General features: G+C 62.9%; 18 protein-coding genes, 1 rRNA gene and 2 pseudogenes. 12 read left to right on the forward strand and 9 right to left on the reverse strand.

Annotated elements, in window-relative coordinates:
* The 7 genes from rrf to AACY45_RS15340 form a co-directional block, all read left to right on the forward strand.
* Positions 1-79 (forward strand): 5S ribosomal RNA (gene rrf / locus AACY45_RS29275); the annotation flags it as partial.
* Positions 80-244: 165 nt separating this feature from the next.
* Positions 245-3,694, forward strand: a complete 3,450-nt coding sequence (gene recC, locus AACY45_RS15315) for an exodeoxyribonuclease V subunit gamma (RefSeq protein WP_339546242.1) — start codon at positions 245-247, stop codon at positions 3,692-3,694.
* On the forward strand, positions 3,694-7,383 hold the full coding sequence (gene recB, locus AACY45_RS15320) for an exodeoxyribonuclease V subunit beta (RefSeq protein ID WP_339546243.1): 3,690 nt from the start codon (positions 3,694-3,696) through the stop codon (positions 7,381-7,383). The genes recC and recB overlap by 1 nt, the downstream gene beginning before the upstream one ends.
* Complete coding sequence (recD, locus tag AACY45_RS15325) at positions 7,380-9,482, forward strand: exodeoxyribonuclease V subunit alpha (protein WP_339546244.1); 2,103 nt, start codon at positions 7,380-7,382, stop codon at positions 9,480-9,482. The genes recB and recD overlap by 4 nt, the downstream gene beginning before the upstream one ends.
* A gap of 146 nt (positions 9,483-9,628) precedes the next feature.
* On the forward strand, positions 9,629-10,204 hold the full coding sequence (locus tag AACY45_RS15330) for a YfiR family protein (protein ID WP_339546245.1): 576 nt from the start codon (positions 9,629-9,631) through the stop codon (positions 10,202-10,204).
* On the forward strand, positions 10,201-11,469 hold the full coding sequence (locus AACY45_RS15335; protein WP_339546246.1) for a diguanylate cyclase domain-containing protein: 1,269 nt from the start codon (positions 10,201-10,203) through the stop codon (positions 11,467-11,469). The genes AACY45_RS15330 and AACY45_RS15335 overlap by 4 nt, the downstream gene beginning before the upstream one ends.
* 4 nt (positions 11,470-11,473) lie before the next feature.
* Positions 11,474-11,977, forward strand: a complete 504-nt coding sequence (locus AACY45_RS15340; protein WP_339546247.1) for an OmpA family protein — start codon at positions 11,474-11,476, stop codon at positions 11,975-11,977.
* Here AACY45_RS15340 and AACY45_RS15345 read toward each other — a convergent pair.
* The 4 genes and pseudogenes from AACY45_RS15345 to AACY45_RS15360 all read right to left on the reverse strand — a co-directional run.
* Positions 11,974-12,095: pseudogene (locus AACY45_RS15345) on the reverse strand (LysR family transcriptional regulator); the annotation flags it as partial. The gene AACY45_RS15340 and the pseudogene AACY45_RS15345 sit on opposite strands and share 4 nt — an antisense overlap.
* A 272-nt stretch (positions 12,096-12,367) precedes the next feature.
* Complete coding sequence (locus tag AACY45_RS15350) at positions 12,368-12,622, reverse strand: bacteriocin immunity protein (RefSeq protein WP_339546248.1); 255 nt, start codon at positions 12,620-12,622, stop codon at positions 12,368-12,370.
* Positions 12,623-12,629: 7 nt separating this feature from the next.
* Positions 12,630-13,973, reverse strand: coding sequence for an S-type pyocin domain-containing protein (locus AACY45_RS15355; RefSeq protein ID WP_339546249.1), 1,344 nt, complete (start codon positions 13,971-13,973; stop codon positions 12,630-12,632).
* Between the two features lie 263 nt (positions 13,974-14,236).
* Complete coding sequence (locus AACY45_RS15360) at positions 14,237-15,184, reverse strand: LysR family transcriptional regulator (protein WP_339546250.1); 948 nt, start codon at positions 15,182-15,184, stop codon at positions 14,237-14,239.
* Between the two features lie 149 nt (positions 15,185-15,333).
* Here AACY45_RS15360 and AACY45_RS15365 point away from each other — a divergent pair, with 149 nt between their 5' ends.
* The 3 genes from AACY45_RS15365 (at position 15,334) to AACY45_RS15375 (ending at position 18,502) form a co-directional block, all read left to right on the forward strand.
* On the forward strand, positions 15,334-16,860 hold the full coding sequence (locus tag AACY45_RS15365) for a CoA-acylating methylmalonate-semialdehyde dehydrogenase (RefSeq protein WP_339546251.1): 1,527 nt from the start codon (positions 15,334-15,336) through the stop codon (positions 16,858-16,860).
* 13 nt (positions 16,861-16,873) lie between these two features.
* Entirely contained in the window at positions 16,874-17,761 is an 888-nt protein-coding gene (mmsB, locus tag AACY45_RS15370; RefSeq protein WP_339546252.1) for a 3-hydroxyisobutyrate dehydrogenase, read from the forward strand.
* 240 nt (positions 17,762-18,001) lie between these two features.
* Positions 18,002-18,502 (forward strand): DUF3757 domain-containing protein, encoded by a 501-nt coding sequence (locus tag AACY45_RS15375; RefSeq protein ID WP_339546253.1) that lies wholly within the window; start codon positions 18,002-18,004, stop codon positions 18,500-18,502.
* A gap of 57 nt (positions 18,503-18,559) precedes the next feature.
* On the opposite strand, the pseudogene AACY45_RS15380 reads toward AACY45_RS15375, so the two are convergent.
* The 4 genes and pseudogenes from AACY45_RS15380 to AACY45_RS15395 form a co-directional block, all read right to left on the reverse strand.
* Positions 18,560-18,796, reverse strand: a pseudogene (locus AACY45_RS15380) (formaldehyde dehydrogenase, glutathione-independent); the annotation flags it as partial.
* A 98-nt stretch (positions 18,797-18,894) separates the two neighbouring features.
* Positions 18,895-19,239 carry a cupin domain-containing protein gene (locus tag AACY45_RS15385; protein WP_339546254.1) on the reverse strand — a complete coding sequence of 115 codons (345 nt, stop codon included), beginning with the start codon at positions 19,237-19,239 and terminating at the stop codon, positions 18,895-18,897.
* Positions 19,240-19,343: 104 nt separating this feature from the next.
* Positions 19,344-19,715 carry a MerR family transcriptional regulator gene (locus tag AACY45_RS15390; RefSeq protein WP_339546255.1) on the reverse strand — a complete coding sequence of 124 codons (372 nt, stop codon included), beginning with the start codon at positions 19,713-19,715 and terminating at the stop codon, positions 19,344-19,346.
* 55 nt (positions 19,716-19,770) lie between these two features.
* Positions 19,771-20,346, reverse strand: coding sequence for an NAD(P)H-dependent oxidoreductase (locus AACY45_RS15395; RefSeq protein WP_339546256.1), 576 nt, complete (start codon positions 20,344-20,346; stop codon positions 19,771-19,773).
* Between the two features lie 223 nt (positions 20,347-20,569).
* Between AACY45_RS15395 and kynB the strand changes: the two genes are divergently transcribed.
* Positions 20,570-21,235, forward strand: coding sequence for an arylformamidase (gene kynB, locus AACY45_RS15400; protein ID WP_339546257.1), 666 nt, complete (start codon positions 20,570-20,572; stop codon positions 21,233-21,235).
* Positions 21,232-22,086, forward strand: a complete 855-nt coding sequence (gene kynA / locus AACY45_RS15405) for a tryptophan 2,3-dioxygenase (protein WP_095171285.1) — start codon at positions 21,232-21,234, stop codon at positions 22,084-22,086. The genes kynB and kynA overlap by 4 nt, the downstream gene beginning before the upstream one ends.
* Positions 22,087-22,165: 79 nt before the next feature.
* Here the strand turns inward: kynA and AACY45_RS15410 are convergent, their stop codons facing one another.
* Positions 22,166-23,569, reverse strand: a complete 1,404-nt coding sequence (locus AACY45_RS15410; RefSeq protein WP_339546258.1) for an amino acid permease — start codon at positions 23,567-23,569, stop codon at positions 22,166-22,168.
* Positions 23,570-23,622: the final 53 nt, after the last annotated feature.

Here is a 23,622-nt window from a genome sequence, read left to right on the forward strand (position 1 = left end):
TCCCGAACTCAGCAGTGAAACGATGCATCGCCGATGGTAGTGTGGGGTTTCCCCATGTGAGAGTAGGTCATCGTCAAGATTAAATTCCGAAACCCCTATCTGCGTATGCAGGTAGGGGTTTTGTTTTTGCGCGCGAAAAAGTACGTACGTTACTGCGCTCGTTCCGGGCGGCACCAGGCTGCCACAATCACCTGACAATGCTAAGGTTCGGCCCTGGCTCAGGCACTTATCCAAGGAAGCACACATGGCGGACGGCTCGCTACTCAGTACTGGTTTCATGGTGGTTCACGGCAACCGCCTGGATGAACTGCGTAGCCTGGTGGTCAGTTGGATGCGGCGCTATCCGTTAGCGCCCCTGGAAAACGAAATCGCCCTGGTCCAGAGCAACGGCATTGCCCAATGGCTGAAGCTGGCATTGGCCGAAGACCCGGAGGAAGACGACATGGGCGGTTGCGGCATTGCCGCCGCCATTGATGTGCAATTGCCCGGCAGCTTCATGTGGCAGCTGTACCGCCTGGTCCTGGGACGCGCCGAGATTCCCGCCAAGTCTTTGCTGGACAAGGCCCCGCTGACCTGGCGACTGATGCGCCTGCTGCCCGAACTGATCGATCAGCCGCATTTCGAACCGCTGCAGCGCTTCCTGACCCACGACACCGACCTGCGTAAACGCTACCAACTGGCCGAGCGGCTCGCCGACCTGTTCGACCAGTACCAGGTGTACCGCGCCGACTGGCTGGAAGACTGGGCCGCCGCGCGCCATCAACTGCGCAACGGCAGAGGTGAGAGCAAGCCGCTGACCCCCGCCAACTGCTGGCAGGCGGAGTTATGGCGCGCGCTATTGCTCGACGTCGGAGAGCAAGGCATGGCGCAGAGCCGCGCCGGGGTTCACCAACGCTTCATTGAAACCATCACCCGGCTCGACACCGCGCCTGCCGGTTTGCCCGCCAGGGTGATCGTTTTTGGTATTTCCTCGCTGCCCGCTCAGGCCTTGGAAGCACTCGCCGGGCTGGCCCGTTTCAGCCAGGTCCTGCTCTGTGTGCACAACCCTTGTCGGCACCATTGGGCGGACATCGTCGCCGATAAAGACCTGTTACGGCACCAATACAAGCGCCAGGCGCGCAAGACCGGGATGCCGGTGGTGCTCGATCCGCAAACCCTGCACCAACACGCACACCCGCTGCTGGCGGCGTGGGGCAAGCAAGGCCGGGACTACATCAACCTGCTCGACAGCTATGACGATCCCAACAGCTATCGCTCGGCCTTTCGTGATGGGCGCATCGACCTGTTCAGCGAAAGCCAGCCAAAGACCCTGCTCAACCAACTGCAGGACGACATCCTCGAATTACGCCCCCTGAGTGAAACCCGCGAGCGGTGGCCAGCCGTGGACTTGGCGCAGGATGAGTCGATCCGTTTTCACATCGCCCACAGCGCGCAACGGGAAGTCGAGATCCTCCACGACCAGTTGCTCGCGCGCTTCAGTGCCGACCCCCAGTTGCGCCCGCGGGACGTGATCGTGATGGTGCCGGACGTCGACAGCTACGCGCCGCACATCAGCGCGGTGTTCGGGCAACTGGAGCGCAGTGATCCGCGCTTCATACCCTTTACCCTCACCGACCAGGGCCAGCGTGGCCGTGATCCGCTGCTGATTGCCGTGGAACACCTGCTTAAGTTGCCCGATAGCCGTTTCCCGGTCAGCGAAATCCTCGACCTGCTGGACGTGCCTGCCTTGCGCGCGCGATTCGGGGTGCAGGAGCGCGACCTGCCGACCTTGCATCGCTGGATCGAAGGCGCCGGGATTCGCTGGGGCATGAGCGCCGAGCAACGCGCCGGCCTGGGCCTGCCCGACGCACTGGAGCAGAACAGCTGGCGCTTCGGCTTGCGGCGCATGCTGCTCGGTTACGCGGTGGGCAGTGGCCTGGCCTGCGACGGCATCGAACCCTACGATGAAATCGGTGGCCTGGATGCGGCGTTGATCGGCCCCCTGGTGGCCTTGCTCGATGCCTTGCAGATCGCCCACGATGAACTCAGCCAGGCCGCGTCCCCCGAGCAATGGGGCAGCCGCTTGCAAGCCCTGATGCAGCTGTTTTTCCTGGCCAGCAACGAACACGATGACTACCTGCTGGCCCAGTTGGAGTTGCTGCGCGAAACCTGGCTGGAGACCTGTGAGTCGGTCGGCCTGCACGACCCGCTACCCCTCACGGTGGTGCGCGAAGCCTGGTTGGCCGGCCTCGACCAGGGCCGGCTGTCCCAGCGTTTCCTGGCCGGCGCGGTGAATTTCTGCACCCTGATGCCGATGCGCGCCATCCCCTTCAAGCTGGTGTGCCTGCTGGGCATGAACGACGGTGACTACCCGCGCGCCCAGCCACCCCTGGACTTCGACCTGATGGGCAGCGACTACCGCCCCGGCGATCGTTCACGGCGCGAAGATGACCGCTACCTGCTGCTCGAGGCCTTGCTCTCCGCGCGGGACCAGCTCTACATCAGTTGGGTCGGGCGCAGCATCCGCGACAACAGCGAGCGTCCTGCCTCGGTGCTGATCGGACAGTTGCGTGATCACCTGGCCAATGGCTGGTCGCTGGCCGGCGAACCCGACGCACTGCTCCACGCGCTGACCCAGGAGCACCCGCTGCAACCCTTCAGCGCCCGCTATTTCCATGAAGGCGATGGGCTGTTCAGCTACGCCCGGGAGTGGCAAATGCTGCACGAACAGCACGCGACCCAACCCACGTCGGCACGGCTGGACCCCTACGTGCAGGAAGAGCCGTTGTCCCTGGGCCAGCTCCAGGACTTCCTGCGCAACCCGGTCCGGCACTTTTTCAGCCAGCGCCTGAAGGTGTTTTTCGAAGCCGCCGAAGCGCCCCTGGCCGATGAAGAACCCTTCGTCCTCGATGCCCTGCAGCGCTACAGCCTGAGCGACAGTCTGCTGACCGCCGCCCTCGGCCATCTGGATCAACCCGAACCGGCGTTGCTGGCCCAGGCCAAGCGCTTGCAGGACAGCGGCTTGCTGCCCATGGCCGGTTTTGGCGAGTGCCTACAGCGTGAATTGATCGAGCCGCTGCCGGACCTGTTGCAGCGTTATCAACACCTGCTGCAGTTGTGGCCAACGCCCCTGACCAGCGCCTTGCCCGTGTCGCTCAACCTGCAGGGCGTGAGCCTGGAAGGCTGGCTGGGTGGCCTGCATCAGCGCAGCGATGGCGGATTGCTGACGGTCACCAGCATTCCCAACAGCATCGGCTCGCTCAAGACACGTAAATGGCATCGCCTGATCCGGCCCTGGGTCAATCACCTGGTGGCCTGTGCCAGCGGCCTGTCGATGACCACCGGGTTGGTGGCCAGTGATGACAGCCTACTGCTGGACCCACTGGATCAGCCCCACGCCGAGCAGCTCCTCGGTGAACTGATGCAAGCCTGGCAAGCGGGCATGCGCCAGCCCCTGCCCATCGCGGTCAAGACCGCTTTCGCCTGGCTCGGGCAGACCGACCCGCTCAAGGCGGATGCCGCTGCCCGCAAGGCCTACGAGGGCGATGGCCAGACCACAGAGGGCGAGCGCCGCGAGAGCCCGGCCCTGGCTCGCCAATTCCCTGACTACAACGCCCTGCTGGCCGACGAGACCTTTGATGGCTGGTGCCACGCGCTCTACCGGCCGCTGCTCGTGGCCCCCTGGCGCTCACTGACCGGCGAGGAATCCAATTGATGACCGCGACATTGCCCCTGGCCCTGGCGTTTCCCCTGCGCGGCAGCCAATTGATCGAAGCCAGCGCCGGCACCGGCAAGACCTTCACCATTTCCGCGCTGTACCTGCGCCTGGTGCTCGGCCACGGTGATGCGGCCAGCGGCTTTGGCCGCGAACTGTTGCCGCCGCAAATTCTCGTCGTGACCTTTACCGACGCGGCCACCAAGGAACTGCGCGAGCGTATCCGCACACGCCTGGCCGAAGCCGCACGGTTTTTCCGCGACGAGACCCCCGCCCCCGACAGCCTGATTGCCGACTTGCGCGACCAATACAGCGCCGAGCAATGGCCCGCGTGTGCCAACCGCCTCGACATCGCCGCGCAGTGGATGGACGAGGCGGCCGTATCGACCATCCACAGTTGGTGCCAGCGCATGCTGCGCGAACATGCCTTCGACAGCGGCAGCCTGTTTACCCAATCCCTGGAAACCGACCACAGCGACCTGCTCGGCGAAGTGGTACGCGACTACTGGCGCCTGTATTGCTATCCCATGCAAGGTGACGCGCTGAACTGGGTCCGTGCCAATTGGGGCGGACCGGCCGCGTTGCTCGCGCGGGTGCGCGGCCTGTTCGACAGTGAGCGCGACAGCGTCGAGGGCGAGTCGCCGGCGCAGTTGATCGCCGCCTGCCTTGAGCTGCGGCGTGAAGCCCTGGTCACGCTCAAGGCACCCTGGCGAGTCTGGGCCCAGGAACTGCGGGACATCTGCCTGCAAGGCGTCGCCAGCAAGGCCGTCGACGGACGCAAGATGCAAGCCCGCTACTTCGAGCCCTGGTTCGAAAAAATCAGCGCCTGGGCCGAGGATCAATCCCTCGAGCAACTGGACATCGGCACCGGCTTCACCCGCCTGACACCCGAGGGCATGGCCGAGGCCTGGAAAGGCCAGGCGCCGGACCATCCCGGGTTGGACGCCATGGCCGGCTTGAAAGCCCGGCTCGATGCGCTGCCGACCCCGGACGCCGCCGTGTTGAAACATGCAGCGCAGTGGGTGGGCGCGCGTTTTGAGGAAGAGAAACGCCGGCGCGCCGAAATGGGCTTCGACGACATGCTGCTGCGCCTGCGTGCGGCGTTGCAGGCCGAGGGCGGCGAGCGCCTGGCGACCCTGATCCGCGAGCAGTTCCCGGTCGCGTTGATCGATGAATTCCAGGACACCGACCCGGTGCAGTACCGCATCTTCGAGCGCATCTACCGCATCGAAGACAACGACCCGGAGAGCGGGCTGTTTCTGATCGGCGACCCGAAGCAGGCGATCTACGCCTTCCGTGGCGCCGACATCTACACCTACCTGCGAGCCCGCCAGGCCACCACGGGCCGCCTGCATACCCTGGGCACCAACTTCCGTTCCAGCCATGGCATGGTCGCGGCGGTGAACCACGTGTTCCAGACCGCCGAACGGCGAGAGCAGGGCCGGGGGGCATTTCTGTTCCGCGAGCCCAACGGTGACAACCCGGTGCCCTTCGCTCCGGTCGAGTCCCAGGGGCGCAAGGAGTCGTTGCAGATCGACGGCCAGGCCGTGCCGGCGCTGAACCTCTGGCATCTGCCCAGCGAACAGGCGCTTTCCGGGGTGGTCTATCGCCAGCAACTGGCCGCCGCCTGCGCCAGTCAAATCACCGCCTTGCTCAATGGCGGCCAACAGGGGCGGGCCGGTTTTGTCCGCGACAATCAGCCCCTCAAAGGCTTGTTACCGGCCGACATCGCGATCCTGGTGCGCGACGGCAAGGAAGCCCAGGCGGTACGCCATGAGTTATCGGCGCGCGGCGTACGCAGCGTCTACCTCTCGGACAAGGACTCGGTGTTCGCTGCCCAGGAGGCCCATGACCTGCTGAGCTGGCTCAAGGCGTGCGCCGAACCGGATGTCGAGCGCCCGCTGCGGGCGGCCCTGGCCAGCACCACCTTGAACCTGTCGCTGGGCGAGCTGGAGCGCCTGAACCAGGATGAGCTGGCCTGGGAGGCACGGGTCATGCAGTTTCGCCAATATCGCGAGGACTGGCGCAAGCAGGGCGTACTGCCGATGCTGCGGCGCCTGCTCCACGATTTCCACTTGCCGCAAGTGCTGATCGCGCGCAGCGATGGCGAGCGGGTGCTGACCAACCTGCTGCACCTTTCGGAACTGCTGCAACAGGCCGCCGCCGAACTCGACGGCGAGCAGGCGCTGATCCGCCACCTGTCCGAGCACCTGGCGTTGTCCGGGCAGGCGGGTGAAGAGCAGATTCTGCGCCTGGAAAGCGACGAGCAACTGGTCAAGGTGGTGACCATCCACAAGTCCAAGGGCCTGGAATACCCGCTGGTGTTCCTGCCCTTCATCTGCTCGGCCAAGCCGGTGGATGGCAGCCGTTTGCCCTTGCACTACCACGATGAGCGCGGCAAACCCCAGGTCACCCTGAACCCGACACCCGAGCTGATCGCCCTGGCCGACCATGAACGCCTCGCCGAAGACCTGCGCCTGCTCTACGTGGCCCTGACCCGCGCCCAGCATGCCTGCTGGCTGGGTGTCGCCGACCTCAAGCGGGGCAACAGCAACAGTTCGGTGTTGCACCTGTCGGCCCTGGGCTATGTGCTGGGTGGCGGTGCCGCGCTGGCGCAGTCCACTGGCCTGTCAGCTTGGCTGCAGGCGCTGGAGCAAGGGTGTGCGGCGTTACAGCATCAGCCGATGCCCGCCACCAGCGACGAACAGTACCAGCCGCCGCGCAACGCAGCACGGTTGCTGGCAGCGCTCAGCCCCAAGCGCAAGGCTGCGGAAAACTGGTGGATTGCCTCCTACAGTGGGCTGCGCATTGGCGACAGCCTTTCGGCCGCCAGCGAGGAGGCCCCGGAAAGTGCCCAGGCGCAAAAACTGTTCGATGACGAACGCCTCGACCCCGATGCCCCCCGTGAAGTCCAGGCCAGTGGTGGCGATATCCATCGCTTCCCGCGTGGACCCAACCCGGGCACCTTCCTCCACGGCCTGCTGGAGTGGGCCGGCGATGAGGGTTTCAGTGCCGACCCGCAGGCGATCGACGACGCCATTGCCCGGCGCTGCAACCGTCGTGGCTGGCAGGGCTGGATCGTCACGCTGAGCGATTGGCTGCAGCACCTGCTGCAGGTTCCGCTGCGCGTGGCGACCGAGCAACCACCGGTGATCCTCGCAGACTTGCGTGAGTACCGGGTCGAGATGGAATTCTGGTTCGCCAGTCACAAAGTCGATGTGCTCAAGCTCGACGAACTGGTGCGCCAATACACCCACGGCAGCGTCGCCCGGGTGGCGGCCGAGTCGATGCTGCTCAACGGTATGTTCAAGGGCTTTATCGACCTGACCTTCGAGCACGCCGGGCGCTATTACGTGGCCGACTACAAATCCAACTGGCTGGGCAGCGACGACTCGGCCTACACCGAGCAGGCAATGGAGGAGTCCATTCTCGACCATCGCTACGACCTGCAATACGTGCTGTACCTGCTGGCCCTGCATCGCCAACTCAAGGCCCGCCTCGCCGACTACGACTACGACCGGCACATGGGGGGAGCCCTGTACCTGTTTTTGCGCGGTACCCGGGCGGCGAGCCAGGGCGCGTATTTCGCTCGCCCGCCGCGCGAGCTGATCGAACGCCTGGACCGCTTGTTCCAGGGCAAACCAGAACCCAAGGCTGAACCGGCCTGGGAACAGGGTGTATTGCTATGAACCGTTGCTTTGCCGACCTGTTACCCACGCCCCTGACGGCCGAGAGCCTGGCGCAACTCAAGCCCCTGAGCAGTGCCGGCGACTTGTTGCTGCTGCTGGAACGCTGGGTCGAGCGCGGCTGGTTGCGCGCGCTGGACAAGGCCTTCGTCGCCTTCCTCCACGAGCGGGCACCGCAAGACGATCCGCTGGTGTTGCTGGCAGCGGCCTTGACCAGCCACCAACTGGGCCACGGTCACGTCTGCCTCGACCTGTTCGAAACCCTCAAGGCGCCGGACTTCGCCCTGTCCTTGCCGCCGGAAGGCGATGTGCAGACCGGCACCCAGCTGTTGCCCTCGCAATTGCTCGAAGCCCTGGACGGTGCGCACTGGTGCAAGGTGCTGGCCTCCAGCCCGTTGGTGGCGCTGGCCGCCGATGGACGTGAAGAAGCCCAGCAGCGCCCGCTGGTGCTGTCCGGCAAGCGCTTGTACTTGCGCCGCTACTGGGCCTACGAGCGGCGGATCGACCAGGCGCTGCGCCAGCGCCTGGTGGCCGCCGAACCGACCCCGGACGACCTGCCCGAGCGCCTGGGCGGGCTGTTCGGCCAGGCCCGCGCCGGTGCGCCGATTGACTGGCAGAAACTCGCCTGCGCCCTGGCCACCCGCAGCGCCTTCAGCATCATCACCGGCGGGCCGGGCACCGGCAAGACCACCACCGTGGTGCGCTTGCTGGCGTTGCTCCAGGCCCCTGCCGTGGAGGCGGGCAAGCCACTGCGCATTCGCCTTGCAGCCCCGACGGGCAAGGCGGCCGCGCGCCTGACCGAGTCCATCAGCCAGCAGGTCCGCAGCCTGCAAGTCGCCGACGCCGTGCGGGACAAGATCCCCGCTGACGTGACCACCGTCCACCGCCTGCTGGGCAGCCGTCCGGGCACCCGGCACTTCCGCCATCACGCCGGCAATCGCCTGCCGCTGGACGTGCTGGTGGTGGATGAGGCGTCAATGATCGACCTGGAAATGATGGCCAATCTGCTCGACGCCCTGCCGCTCCACGCCCGCCTGGTGCTGCTGGGCGACAAGGACCAACTGGCATCGGTGGAAGCCGGTGCCGTGCTGGGCGACCTGTGCCGGGATGCCGAAGCCGGTTTTTACAGCCCGCAGACCCGGGCCTGGCTGGAAGCGGTCAGCGCGCAAGACCTGGGCAACAGTGGCCTGCAGGAAGACCTCGACGCCCGCCACCCGCTGGCGCAACAAGTGGTCATGCTGCGCCACTCCCGGCGCTTCGGCGAAGGCAGTGGCATCGGCCAGTTGGCGCGCTGGGTCAACCAGCAGCAGGCCGAGGAGGCGCGCAAGTTGCTGGCGGCCCGCAGTCACGCCGACCTGTTTGTCCTGGCGCTCAAGGGCGAGCAGGACCGGGCCCTGGAACGCCTGTTGCTGGAAGGTCACGGCGATGGGCCGCAGGGTTACCGGCATTACCTGAGCCTGCTGCGCAACCAGCGCCCGAGCCCGGATACCGCGCCTGAGGATCAGGCGTGGACGGATTGGGCCCGGCAGGTGTTGCAGGCCTTCGACACGTTCCAGCTGCTGTGCGCAGTGCGCAAGGGCCCCTGGGGCGTCGAGGGGCTCAATCAGCGGATCACCGCGGCGCTGCTCAAGGCCCGCCTGATCGACAGCGATCAGCAGTGGTACGAGGGTCGCCCGGTGCTGATGACGCGTAACGATTACGGTCTGGGCCTGATGAATGGCGACATTGGCATCGCCCTCAAATTGCCTGAGCGCGATGCCCTGCCTGGCGGCAAACAGGTGCTGCGCGTAGCCTTTGCCCGCAACGACGGGCAGGGCGGGGTGCGGTTTGTGCTGCCCAGTCGGCTCAACGATGTGGAGACCGTCTACGCCATGACGGTGCACAAGTCCCAGGGTTCCGAATTCGCCCACACCGCGCTGATCCTGCCTGACGCCCTCAACCCGGTGTTGACCAAGGAACTGATCTACACCGGCATCACCCGGGCCAAGGATTGGTTCAGCCTGATCGAGTCGCGCGGCGGAGTGTTCGAGGAAGCGGTCAAGCGCAAGGTCAAGCGTTTGAGCGGTCTGATGCTGGAGTGGGCGGACGACCGCGATAGGTGACCGATTGGTCAGCTTCCTGAGCGTCCCGCCAGTGCTGCACCATTCGGCAAAGCCCCGCGGGCTGGCAGGCGGAGTGGCCTCGCCGGGGTATCGGCGCTGTGCTATCGTTGCGGCATCATTTTGTCGCAATCACCGAGAATCCCCGCATGAAGCTGGCTGTCTGGACGACAGAATTCATGATGAGCTGCAAGCGCTTAGTGCTGGCCGGGATTCTCTGTTTGTTCAGCATGCAACTGTTCGCCGAGACGCCCTTGCCCGCCAGCATGGCCGACCAGCGCGCCCGCTCAGTGACCCAGGTGGTCCTGGGGATTCTCAGCTACGCCCGCTGGCCGGTCGAGCCCGAGCAATTGCACCTGTGCCTCCTCGGCCCCACCCAATACACCGACGACCTGGTCAAAGGCACCACCCAGGCCACCGGGCGTCCGGTGGTCGTGCGGCGGCTGCTGGCCAGCTACCCGGCTATCGCCAGTGAATGTCATGCCGTCTACATCGGCGAACTGAGCGCCGATGAGCGCAGTCAGTTGTTCACCTCGTTAAACGGGCGCCCGGTACTGAGCATCAGCGAGGCCGACCAACACTGCGCGGTAGGCAGCCTGTTCTGCCTGCGGGTCAGCGACCAGCAGGTGTCGTTCGAGGTCAACCTCGATTCGGTGGCGCGCAGCGGCGTGCGCATTCACCCCAGCGTGTTGCAACTCTCGCGTCGCAAGACGGTAACGCCATGAACCTGTTCAACCGAGGCCCTCGTCCGACCCTGCGTTCAGTCATAGGCCGTGGCAACCTGATCGTTGCGCTCGTTGGCGTGGCCATGACCAGCTTGTCCCTGACCGTACTCGGGCTGCTGGCGTTGCGGGTGTATGCCGATCACAACCTGCACCTGATCGCCCGCTCCATCAACTACACCGTGGAGGCGGCGGTGGTGTTCAACGACAAGGCCGCCGCCAACGAAGCGCTGGCCTTGATCGCCTCCACCGAAGAGGTCGCCGATGCGCAGGTGTTCGATGCCAAGGGCCAGTTGCTGGCCCGCTGGCAGCGTGCGGAAAACGGCCTGGTTTCGGCACTGGAACTGCAGATCGCCCGCAGCGTGCTGGAAGAGCCGATTCGCCTGCCCATCGTCCACCAGGACCGGGAAGTCGGCAGTATCCTGATCATTGGCCATGGCGGCAGCCTGATGCGCTTCCTGCTCAGCGGCCTGGCGGGGATTATCCTGTGTACCGCCCTCAGCGCCTGGGTGGCGTTGTTCCTGGCGCGGCGCCAACTCAAGGGCATTACCGGGCCGTTGCGCAGCCTGGCGCAGGTGGCGCACGCGGCCCGCAGCGAACGGGCCTTTGACCAGCGCGTACCGCCGGCGCGTATCGCCGAACTGGACAGCCTGGGCAACGACTTCAATGCCTTGCTCGACGAACTGGAGTCCTGGCAGACCCACCTGCAGAGCGAAAACGAAAGCCTGGCGCACCAGGCCAACCACGACAGCCTCACCGGTCTGCCCAACCGGGCCTTCTTCGAAGGACGGCTGGCGCGGGCCGTGCGCAGTGCCAGCAAGTACAACGAGCGAGTGGCCGTGCTGTTTCTCGACAGCGACCGGTTCAAGGGCATCAACGACAACTACGGCCACGCAGCCGGCGATGCGGTGCTGGTGGCGGTGGCCACCCGGGTGCGCGCGCAATTGCGCGAAGAAGACCTGGTGGCGCGCCTGGGAGGCGATGAGTTTGCCGTGCTGCTGACCCCCCTGCACAAGGTCGAAGATGCCGAGCGCATTGCCAGCAAGATCATCGCCAGCATGGCACTGCCGGTGCAGTTGCCTGATGGCTCCTCGGTCCAGACCTCGCTGAGTGTCGGGATCGCGCTGTACCCGGATCATGGTGCCACCCCCGGCACCTTGTTGCATGCCGCCGACGCGGCCATGTACCAGGCCAAACGCCTCTCCCGAGGCGGGCAATACACGGCACGGTCGGAGCACCTTGCCGCCCATCTTAAAACCAGGAGCTAACCCCGTGTTCTCAGTGACCCAGCGTTCCCTTCGATTCTTCACCCTGACCCTGTTCATGGCCATGTTGGCCTTGACCGGGTGCCAGACGGCGCCGCAAAAGGGCCTGAGCCCCGCGCAGATCGCCGTGCTCAAACAGCAGGGGTTCGAACTGACTGACGAAGGCTGGGCGTTTGGCCTGTCGGGCAAGGTGCTGTTCGGCAGCGACGTGGAAAGCCTCAACGCCCAGAGCACGGAAATCGTCGAACGCATCGGCAAGGCGCTGCTGGGGGTTGGCATCGACCGCGTGCGAGTCGACGGCCACACCGACGCCTCTGGCAAAGAAGCCTACAACCAGCAACTGTCCATGCGCCGCGCCAAGAGCGTGCGCAACGTGCTGACCCGCGTTGGCATGCGTGAAGAAAACATCCAACTGCGCGGCCTGGGCAGCAGCGCCCCGGTGGCGTCGAACAAAACCGCCAGCGGTCGCACCGAAAACCGCCGCGTGGCCATCGTGGTCAGCGCCGACTAATCGGCAAAGTGCACCTGGCGGGTCTCACCCATCAACAACCCCTGATTCTGCTCGTCACGTTACGGATGTAATCCCAGAGCAGGGTGATCCGCTTGAGCGTGCGCAGGTTCTTGAAGCACTCATGAGTGCCGTGGCTAATCGAATCAGACGCCCTGGCGGGCAGTCAGGCCAATAGCACCCTTGAGCTGTTGTACGGGTTCAATCACGAGTTTCAGCACAGCTTGACTGACGATGAATATCAGTATCCCGCCGAAGATGGTGAGAAGGAATTGTAGCCATTGAAACGCAACGCTTGAGGGCATAGGGCTCGGCCATGACTTTGATGAACTGGAAGACTACCCGGTAGCTTCGCACCGTGCCATCGTCACACGTTGGGCCAAGTACTGGAAATCAATTGTCCTTGAATCCCGGCAAGCCCTCAGCAGCACGCCATTCCTTCACCGTCTTGGTGACACCTTCGGCAGAGTTGTCCGCACCGGGTTCTGGGTGGAAAATCAAATCGTAGCCGTCGGGATGGCCTGCAAGCTGACTGAATTTCTCAAGCAACTCGCCAAGCTCTTCATCCGTGCCGCCTTTGTTGACGACACGTATGTTTTTGATGAAAGCGATGAATTCGGCTTCGGTGAAATCAGAAATGTTTTCCATGCTGTGCCTACTTTTTCTTGTGAAGGTCAATGTGGTTTCGAGGGGTATTCACCCTTAGGTTGTCCGCGTCGTACACCGCCCCCCCATCTTTAATTAGCTCGACGTGGTGTATTTCATAGGTGACCCGTTTGCCTACCGAGTCTCTGAATCGAACAGTAGGGGCGTTCCCAGTTAGCACACGCGCCTGATCGTCCTCACTCAGTTGGCTAAATAGCTCAGGATCGTTGCTTACTGCCTTCCAGAATGCCGCCCTGAAAGTATCGAAGCTCTTAAACTCTCGCCCCCGTAATACGTCCGCTATCCGGGTAGGGATTGGCGCACCTAACCCTGTGCCAGCTCCGGCAAGCCAGATGCCGAACACATCTTCACCCCGTCCTGTTGCGATTCCCGGTGAATACCGGGCGCTGATAACGATGTACAACGGCTGCACACCAGAATCAGCCGGGAACACCAAAATGAAATCTTTGTAAGCGTCCGGGTAGATCGGGCTGACGATGATGTTATCAGCCTGTTCGGTGGGCGGATAAATCCAAACCTGTGGCGCCTGTGGTGCGCCTTCTAACGCTGGAATTCCTAACGTGCTGGACGGGTCAGCGGCTGGTGTCCATATCAGGGTTACGCCATCACCAACGTCAGCCACTTGCTGGGAGCCTTGAGCAACGAACTGCACTACGGGAATCATTTCCCAGTCACGGCGCTTTTGGGTGTTGTACCCGTACCCCTTCAAGGTGCCATCGGCCTGCTGCTCAACGGTTAATCGGACACGTGTACGTCCTTCTTTAAGCGACTGGAGCTGCTCTTCTGTATAAAGGCTACTGTCGCCCAAGCTGGATGGCCACAGCAACGCAACCACTCCCGTCAACGCACCAGCAACAACACCAGACGTAACCCCAGAAGCCACAGCGCCAGCCGTACACAAACCACCACAAGACACACCGCCAGCGGTGGCAGTAGCAGCGCCGCCCAATAGAAGTGTTCCCAGTGACGAGGGTACGGAGCCGCTGATTTTCTTAAGGGGAATGTTTCCTTGTGCATCCGTTTCACGACCACCCAGCAAGGCAAACTCGCCATATTGGCTAATCAGGTCAGTAGGAATGTATCCACCAGAGTTGTGGTGGATCACACCGTCAGGAAGGTTGCAGCTCTTGGCGAAGACGCATCCACGTGGGGCCTCTTCATCCTGCTTCTTAATCGCATTTCTGCGTGCGTCGAGTTCCCGCTCGTTCCTTGCATTCGCCGCCAGTGTTCTGTCCCAAGCCGCCTGTGCTTCCTCTACCGCCTCGGCGTGCAGTCTGCTGCCGTCAATTCCGTTACATCCCAGAGTACTTGGGAAGAGATTTTGAACCGCCATAACACCCCCTGTGCAAATTGGCGATCCATGTTCGTCATTCAATGCGACAGGACGCTACATCACAGGTGTTTGGTATGTCTGTAGGACGATTCTCAAAAGTTATGAAACGTCGTCAGTGGATGCTTGAATGGGGAGGCTCCATTGAGTGGGGCGGAATGCAAACGTCGGCGTGTGACAAGTTACGTACCAATTCCTGTTACAAATCGTTGGAAAAGGCTTGCTAACACCGTTCCGATTCCGCCACCTGATTCCTTGAAGAACAGTTAGTCGGCGAACAACATTTCCCTGCTTTCCCCCATCAACAGTCGCTGATTCTGTTCAGTGACCGAGCGAATGTAATCCCACAACAACGTGATCCGCTTGAGCTTCCTCAAATCCTCCCGGCAGTACATCCAGAACTGTCGGGTGATGTTGATTTCTGCCGGTAGCACCGGCAGCAGCCGGGCATCCTGGGCCGCCAGGAAGCACGGCAGGATTGCCAGCGAGCGCCCTTGCTGCGCGGCGACGAATTGGGCGATCACGCTGGTGCTGCGCAGGTTGGCGCTGGCGCCGGGCAGGACGTTGGCCAGGTACAGCAGCTCCGAGCTGAAGGCCAGGTCGTCGACATAACTGATGAATTGATGCTGGGCCAGGTCCGCCGGGCGGCGGATGGGCGGGTGTTGGTCGAGGTAATCCTGGGTCGCGTACAGCTGCAGGCGGTAGTCGCAGAGTTTGCAGCAGACATAGGGCCCGTGTTCCGGGCGCTCAAGGGCGATGACGATGTCCGCTTCGCGCTTGGACAGGCTGATGAAGTGCGGCAGCGGCAGGATGTCCACCGAGATTGCCGGGTAGGCGTCGACGAAGTGGCTCAACTGCGGCGTGATGAAAAAGCTGCCGAAGCCTTCGGTGCAGCCCATGCGCACATGGCCGGACAACGCCACCCCGGAGCCTGAGACCTGCTCGCACGCCATGTGCAGGGTGCTTTCTATCGACTCGGCATAGCCCAGCAGGCGTTGGCCCTCGGCGGTGAGGACAAAGCCGTTGGTCCGCGACTTCTCGAACAGCAGGGTGCCCAGGGCCCCTTCCAGCGAACTGATGCGCCGCGACACCGTGGTGTAATCCACGGCCAGGCGTTTGGCGGCCGTGCTGGCCTTGCGGGTGCGGGCGACCTCAAGGAAAAACTTCAAGTCATCCCAGTTCAGGGAGCCCAGTGATGTGATGTTTTTTTGCATGATGGACCGGCTTTTATGTGCGTTCTTATTAGAAGTTTGCACATCTATACTCCAAAAACAGTCCGCCCACCACGTCGCGGTCCACGCCTCATCTCAAGGCGGCTTGTTCGCCTTGGCTCCCAGCATAACTATAAGTTCCGGAGACCAGCATGAACGCATCCCTCACGCCCAACGAAACCACCGTGCAAACGGCCAAGCTGTTGATCGATGGTCAATGGGTCGAGTCCAAGACCACCGAATGGCACGACATCGTCAACCCGGCGACCCAGCAAGTGCTGGCCAAGGTGCCGTTTGCCACCGCTGAAGAAGTCAACGCTGCCATCGACGCCGCCCATCGTGCGTTCCAGACCTGGAAGCTGACCCCGATCGGCGCGCGGATGCGCATCATGCTCAAGCTCCAGGCCTTGATCCGCGAACACTCCAAGCGCATCGCCGTGGTCCTCAGTGCCGAGCAGGGCAAAACCATCGCCGACGCTGAAGGCGACATTTTCCGTGGCCTGGAAGTGGTCGAGCACGCCTGCTCCATCGGCACCCTGCAAATGGGCGAGTTTGCCGAAAACGTCGCCGGTGGCGTCGACACCTACACCCTGCGCCAGCCCATCGGCGTGTGCGCAGGCATCACCCCGTTCAACTTCCCGGCGATGATTCCACTGTGGATGTTCCCGATGGCCATCGCCTGCGGCAACACCTTCGTGCTCAAGCCGTCCGAACAGGACCCGTTGTCGACCTTGCTGCTGGTGGAACTGGCGATCGAAGCCGGCGTACCGGCCGGCGTGCTCAACGTGGTGCACGGCGGCAAGGATGTGGTGGATGCACTGTGCACCCACAAGGACATCAAGGCGGTTTCCTTCGTCGGTTCGACTGCGGTCGGCACCCACGTCTACGACCTGGCCGGCAAACACGGCAAGCGCGTGCAATCGATGATGGGCGCCAAGAACCACGCGGTGGTGCTGCCGGATGCCAACCGTGAGCAAGCTCTCAACGCCTTGGTCGGTGCCGGTTTCGGTGCGGCCGGGCAACGCTGCATGGCCACCTCGGTGGTGGTGCTGGTGGGGGCGGCCAAGCAATGGCTGCCGGACCTCAAGGCGCTGGCGCAAAAACTCAAGGTCAATGCCGGCAGTGAGCCAGGCACCGACGTCGGCCCGGTGATCTCCAAGCGCGCCAAGGCGCGGATTCTCGACCTGATCGAAAGCGGTATCAAAGAAGGCGCCAAGCTGGAACTCGATGGTCGCGACATCAGCGTCCCGGGCTTCGAGCAAGGCAACTTTGTCGGCCCGACCCTGTTCTCCGGGGTAACCACCGACATGCAGATCTACACCCAGGAAATCTTCGGCCCGGTGCTGGTGGTGCTCGAAGTCGACACCCTCGACCAGGCGATTGCCCTGGTCAACGCCAACCCGTTCGGCAACGGCACCGGCCTGTTCACCCAGAGCGGGGCGGCGGCGCGCAAGTTCCAGAGCGAAATCGACGTCGGCCAGGTGGGCATCAACATCCCGATCCCGGTGCCCGTGCCGTTCTTCAGCTTCACCGGTTCCCGTGGCTCCAAGCTCGGTGACCTGGGCCCGTATGGCAAGCAAGTGGTGCAGTTCTACACTCAGACCAAGACCGTCACCAGCCGCTGGTTTGACGACAACAGCGTCAACGACGGTGTGAACACCACCATCAACCTGCGCTAAGGAGCCCCACATCATGAAGATTGCGTTTATTGGTCTGGGCAACATGGGCGCGCCAATGGCGCGCAACCTGATCAAGGCCGGTCACTCGTTGAACCTGGTCGACCTGAACAAGGCCGTGCTGGCGGAGCTGGAGCAACTGGGCGGGCACATCAGCGCCACGGCCCGTGAAGCCGCGCAGAACGCCGAACTGGTGATCACCATGCTGCCGGCCGCGGTGCATGTGCGCAGCGTCTGGCTGGGCGAAGACGGTGTACTGGCGGGGATCGGCAAAGGGGTCCCGGCAGTGGACTGCAGCACCATCGACCCGCAGACCGCCCGCGATGTCGCCGCGGCGGCAGCCAGGCAGGGCGTGACCATGGCCGATGCACCGGTGTCCGGCGGCACCGGCGGCGCGGCAGCCGGCACCCTGACCTTCATGGTCGGCGCGACGGCAGAGCTGTTCGCCACCCTGCAACCGGTGCTGGCGCAGATGGGCCGCAACATCGTGCATTGCGGTGAAGTCGGCACCGGGCAAATCGCCAAGATCTGCAACAACCTGCTACTGGGCATTTCCATGGTCGGCGTCAGTGAAGCCATGGCCCTGGGCGACGCGCTGGGGATCGACACCGGCGTGCTGGCGGGGATCATCAACAGCTCGACCGGCCGTTGCTGGAGTTCGGAGATGTACAACCCCTGGCCTGGGGTGGTGGAAACCGCACCGGCCTCGCGCGGCTACACCGGCGGGTTTGGTGCCGAGCTGATGCTCAAGGACCTGGGCCTGGCCACCGAGGCGGCCCGCCAGGCGCACCAACCCGTGGTATTGGGCGCGGTGGCCCAGCAGTTGTACCAGGCCATGAGCCTGCGCGGTGAAGGGGGCCAGGACTTCTCGGCCATCATCAACAGCTACCGCAAGCCGCAGTAAAACAGGCACTGCCACACACAAGAACCTGTGGGAGCCTGCTCGCGTTTCGCGAGCAGGCTCCCACACCAGGCTCAATAAAACCAACCCTCCTCGTATTCCGATCAGCACGCGTTAGATTTTTTTTCTCTTGCCCGCCTTTTTTAATAACGAATCAAGCTTGGCCACTGTCATTTCTGACAGTAGTCACTCCCGCTTTACCCTTCCAGACTGGTCCCTCCTATCCACGTAAAGGAGTACACCATGAGCCTCAAAAAACTCGCGATGAGTGCTGTCATGCTCTTGGTCCTGGCGGGCAACGCCTTCGCCGATATCGCGACCTGTCCGTACACGGCCAACATCAAGCAAAAGAAAGAAGACCAAGGGTTCAGCTACAGCGCCCCCGGGCCCCATGGCTATCTCTGGGTAGGGGAAAACCCTTACGCCGAAGAAGAAGACATCAAGACCTTCAAGTTCACTGGCGCGCTGTATAGAGACGTCAGCTCAGAAGGAAACACCGAGGTGGTCTCCTGTGACTATGAAGGTGATGCCTTGGATGCGTTTGCCAGGCTGACGTTGTACTCCTTCAAAGGTTGGGCGCCCGTCCCGGGTAAAAAATGGACACCTCAACCCGACAAGGAAAAAGGGGGGGCATACAAAAAAGCCAAGAACCTTTTAACCTGCGACGCACTGGCCCCGGAAGACTGTGCATTCAACTACCGCCTCTTGTTCAAACCACCCAGCAAGACCGCTCAAGCGGACTAACGGACCAGCCACAAAAAAGGGCGACCTCACGTCGCCCTTCTCTTTCAGCTACCTGGCTTACGCCCCACTGAACAGTTTGTGCGGGTGGATCACAAACTTCTTCGGCACGCCCGCATCGAGCTCGCCATAGCCCCGTGGTGCGTCATCCAGGCTGATGACCTCGACCCCGACGATGTCGGCGATGTGGATACGGTCCCACATGATCGCCTGCATCAGTTGGCGGTTGTACTTCATCACCGGGGTTTGTCCGGTGTGGACGCTGTGGGACTTGGCCCAGCCCAGGCCGAAGCGAAGATCACCATAGAGGCCTTGAGCGATTTGGTGCTTGAGGGCCTCCCCTAAACCATGGAATCTCCGACAGTAGTTTTTGCACCCTTTACCGGATGCAATCCTCAGGCAAACACGAAGTACTTGCGCACCGTCTCCACCACTTCCCAGGTGCCTTTCATCCCCGGTTCGACCACAAAGATGTCACCCGCGCGCAGATGGATCGGCGCCATGCCGTCCGGCGTGATCACGCAGTAGCCTTCCTGGAAATGGCAGTACTCCCACTTCACGTACTCGACCCGCCATTTGCCTGGCGTGCAGATCCAGGTGCCCATGATCTTGCTGCCATCTTCGCTGGTATAGGCGTTGAGGTTGACGGTGTGCGGGTCGCCTTCGAGCTTTTCCCATTTGCAGGCATCGAGCACTGGCAGCGGGTGGGTATCGCGAAGGACGGTAATGGGTTGGGACATGCTGACTCCGAGCGTTGGGCAGGAATGAACTCGCACCCTATAGCGCCCGGCGAAGGCTCAGTTGTCTGTAGTCGACACTCAACTGCCCAGAAACGCGCCGGGCGTCAGACCCGCTCCAGCGTGCACTGGTCCTGCACCTGGGCCAGGCTGGCCTGCAACGCGCTCAACTGCTGGTGTTGGCGGGTCAGTTGCTTGATGGTGTCGGTCAGTTGCCGCTTCTTGTCCGTGATCGCCTGGTGTGCCAGGTTCCAGGGCGGCGTCTGGCCACGGTACGGCTCGAACATCGCCTGCATTTCCTTGAGCTTGAACCCCAGTTGCTGGGCGCACTTGATGAAGCTCAACAACTCGACGCTCTGCTGGTCGTAGATGCGGTACTTGCCCTGGCGCTGGGCGGGAGGCAGCAGGCCGATGTCTTCGTAGTGGCGAATGCTCTTGATGGTGGTGCCGGACAGTTTCGCCGCTTTACCGATGTACATGAAAAGTCCCTTTTTCGTGGATGTCCCGGATAACGCGGCGGATTATCCCTGAGACTTACCCCTGAGCGATAGCCTTGGCGCGTGCCAGCCAGGTCTGCCGCTGACGTGCGGTCGAGTCCAGCAGCGGGCCGAAGGTCAGGGTGGTGCGCGGGCGGATGCCGCAGAACGCCAGGGTGGTCTTGCGCACCTGGTGCAGCCCGGGCATGCGATACACCCAGCGGTAGTACCAGGGCGGGGTGTCCATGGTCACCAACAGATCGGCGGTGCGCCCCTGCAGCAGTTTTTCCGGAAAGGCTTTGCCCGGGCGGTACTTGAAGGCAAAGCCTGGGAGCAGCACCCGGTCGAAAAAGCCCTTGAGCAACGCAGGAATGGCCCCCCACCAGATCGGGTAGACCAGCGTCAGGTGCTCGGCCCAGGTGATGTCCGCCTGGGCCTTGAGCAGGTCGGCTTCCAGTGGCTGGACCTGCTGGTAGCCTTCGCGCAGGATCGGGTCGAAACTCAAGGTGCCCAGGCGCAGCTCGCGCACTTCATGCCCGGCTTCCCGGGCCGCCTGCACGTAGTGATCGGCGAGGGCGCCGCAGAAACTCTGGCTCGAAGGATGGCCGAGAATCACCAGTATCCGTTTGCTCATGTGCTTACCCCGCGGTGGTCGAGGCGCGAGGATAAAGTCGGCCCCATGGGGGAGAGTCAAGGGGCGCGGCGAATGCCGCTGGCGCGGTGTGAAATTTCTATCGGCTAAACGGCGGTTTTTTAGCAGTAAGTGCGAAACATTTGCCGATTGCCGAAGTTTTTCGCAAGAAAGTTCAGGGGTTTCGCTCGTATCATTCACGCGTGAGCAAGCCGAGATTTGAACAATGAAAAAAACACCATCCTGGTGGGACATCAGCCCACCCTTGAGCACCGCGACACCCACCTGGCCGGGTGATACACCCTTTCAGGAAGAGCGGGTCTGGACGTTCGGGCCCGAGTGCCCGGTCAACGTCGGGCGCATTACCCTGTCGCCGCACACCGGCGCCCACGTCGACGCGCCCCTGCATTACAGCCCGGACGGCGCGCCCATCGGCGAGGTGTCGCTGGAGGTCTACATGGGCCCGTGCCGCGTCCTGCATTGCCTGGACAGCGGCGCCCTGGTGCAGCCCGAGCAGCTAACCGGGCGCCTGGAACAGTTGCCTGAGCGGGTGCTGTTGCGCACCTACCGCCAAGTGCCACTGGCCGCCTGGGACCCGGACTTCTGCGCCGTGGCCAAGGACACCGTGGACTTGCTGGCCGGCCTCGGCGTGCGCCTGATCGGTATCGATACGCCGTCCCTCGACCCGCAACAATCCAAGACCATGGACGCGCACAACGCGGTCGCGCGCCATGGCATGGCGATCCTCGAAGGGATCGTCCTCGATGACGTGCCGGAGGGTGACTACGAGCTGATCGCCTTGCCGCTGCGCTTTGCCAATCTTGACGCCAGCCCGGTCCGGGCGATTTTGCGTCCCCTGAATACATCGCCACTTGAGGAGCCTGCGCAATGAGCCAATGTCCCTATTCCCCGGGCAACCAGACAGACGAATGGCATAACGCCGAGCTGAATTTTTCCGACTCCATGAGCTACGGCGACTACCTGGACCTGGGGCGGATTCTCAGCGCCCAGCACCCGTTGTCGCCGGACCATAACGAAATGCTGTTCATCATCCAGCACCAGACATCCGAGCTGTGGATGAAACTGATGCTGCACGAACTCAAGGCCGCCCGTGAACACGTGCGCCTGGGCGAGCTGCCGCCAGCGTTCAAGATGCTGGCGCGGGTGTCGCGGATCTTCGACCAACTGGTGCATGCCTGGACCGTGCTGGCGACCATGACCCCCACCGAATACCACGCGATCCGGCCATTTCTCGGGCAGTCGTCGGGCTTCCAGTCGTTCCAGTACCGCGAGATCGAATTCATCCTCGGCAACAAGAGCGCCACCCTGTTGCGCCCCCATGCCCACCGTCCGGAACTGCTGGCCGAACTGCAGCAGTCGCTGGCCACGCCATCGCTGTACGACGAGGCGATTCGCCTGATGGTCAGCGCCGGCCTGGCGATCGACCCGCAGCGCCTGACCTGCGACCCGACCCAGCCCACCGCCCATGACGCCTCGGTCGAAGCCGCCTGGCGAGTGGTCTACAAGAACCCGACGCAGTACTGGGACCTGTACCAGTTGGCCGAGAAGTTCATCGACCTCGAAGACTCGTTCCGTCAGTGGCGCTTCCGCCATGTGACCACGGTCGAGCGGATCATCGGCTTCCAGCCGGGCACCGGCGGCACCGAGGGCGTGGGTTACCTGCGCAAGATGCTCGACACCGTGCTGTTTCCCGAGCTGTGGCGCGTGCGCTCCACCCTCTAAACACAGGGATTGTGGTGTACGCAGACAGCAAAAAGCCCCGGCATTCGATGAACGCCGGGGCTTTTTTAGTGGCTGGCGGTTATCGCGCGACCGACAGCGCTCGCGTGCGGGCAACCCGCAGACGGTAGGCCACGTACAGGATCGCGACCCAGACCGGAATCGCGAACACCGACGCCCGTATGCCCGGGATCGCCAGCATCACGCAGATGATCACGAACATGAAGGCCAGGCACAGGTAGTTGGTGTAGGGCGACCAGAAGGCCTTGAAGCCCGGGACGATGCCTTTGAGGTGCATGGCCTTGCGGAACTTCAGGTGCGTCAGGCTGATCAGCGCCCAGTTGATCATCAACGAAGCAACCACCAGGGCCATCAACAGCTCCAGCGCACCGTGGGGGGCGACGTAGTTGACCACCACGCAGAGCAGGGTGATCAGCGCCGAAACGCTCAACGCCAGCAGGGGCACGCCTTGCTTGGTCAGCTTCATCAACTGCTTGGGTGCATCGCCCTGTTCGGCCAGGCCGTAGAGCATGCGGCTGTTGCAGTAGACGCCGCTGTTATAGACCGAGAGCGCCGCGGTCAGGACCACGAAGTTGAGGATCTGCGCCGCCGTGTCGCTGCCGATCAAGGCAAAGATCTGCACGAACGGGCTGCCGCTGTAGGCATCGCCGGAAGCGCCGAGGGTCTGCAGCAGTTGGTCCCAGGGGTACAGCGAGAGCAGTACGGTGAGTGCGCCGACGTAGAAGATCAGCACCCGGTAAACCACCTGGTTGATCGCCTTGGGAATCACTTTGCGCGGCTCGCTGGCCTCGGCGGCGGTGATGCCCACCAGTTCCAGGCCACCGAAGGAGAACATGATGAACGCCATCGCCATCAGCAGGCCGGTAGTGCCATTGGGGAAGAATCCGCCGTGCTCCCACAGGTTGCTCACCGAGGCTTGCGGGCCGCCGGTACCACTGAACAGCATGTAGCAGCCCAGGGCGATCATGCCGATGATGGCCACGACCTTGATGATCGCGAACCAGAACTCCATCTCGCCGAACACCTTGACGTTCATGGTGTTGATCAGGTTGACCAGCACAAAGAACACCGCCGCGCTGACCCAGGTCGGCACCTGCGGCCACCAGAACTGGATGTACTTGCCGACGGCGGTCAGCTCCGCCATGCCCACCAGCACGTACAGCACCCAGTAGTTCCAGCCGGACAGGAAACCGGCAAATCCACCCCAGTAATTGTGGGCGAAGTGGCTGAAAGAACCGGCGACCGGTTCCTCGACAATCATCTCGCCCAACTGGCGCATGATCAGGAAGGCGATGAACCCGGCAATCGCATAGCCGAGAATCATCGAGGGGCCCGCTGACTTGAGTACGCCTGCGGAGCCGAGGAACAACCCTGTGCCAATGGCACCACCCAAGGCGATCAGCTGGATATGTCTGTTCTTCAGCCCTCGCTTGAGTGTGCCCTGTTGCTGTATTTCATCCGCCATCTGGTTACCTTCTAGTTGTTTTGGTCCGGCTGTGTTGCACCCCGACAGCTTAT

The organism is Pseudomonas sp. RA_35y_Pfl2_P32 (genome assembly GCF_963970735.1).
Lineage (GTDB): Bacteria > Pseudomonadota > Gammaproteobacteria > Pseudomonadales > Pseudomonadaceae > Aquipseudomonas.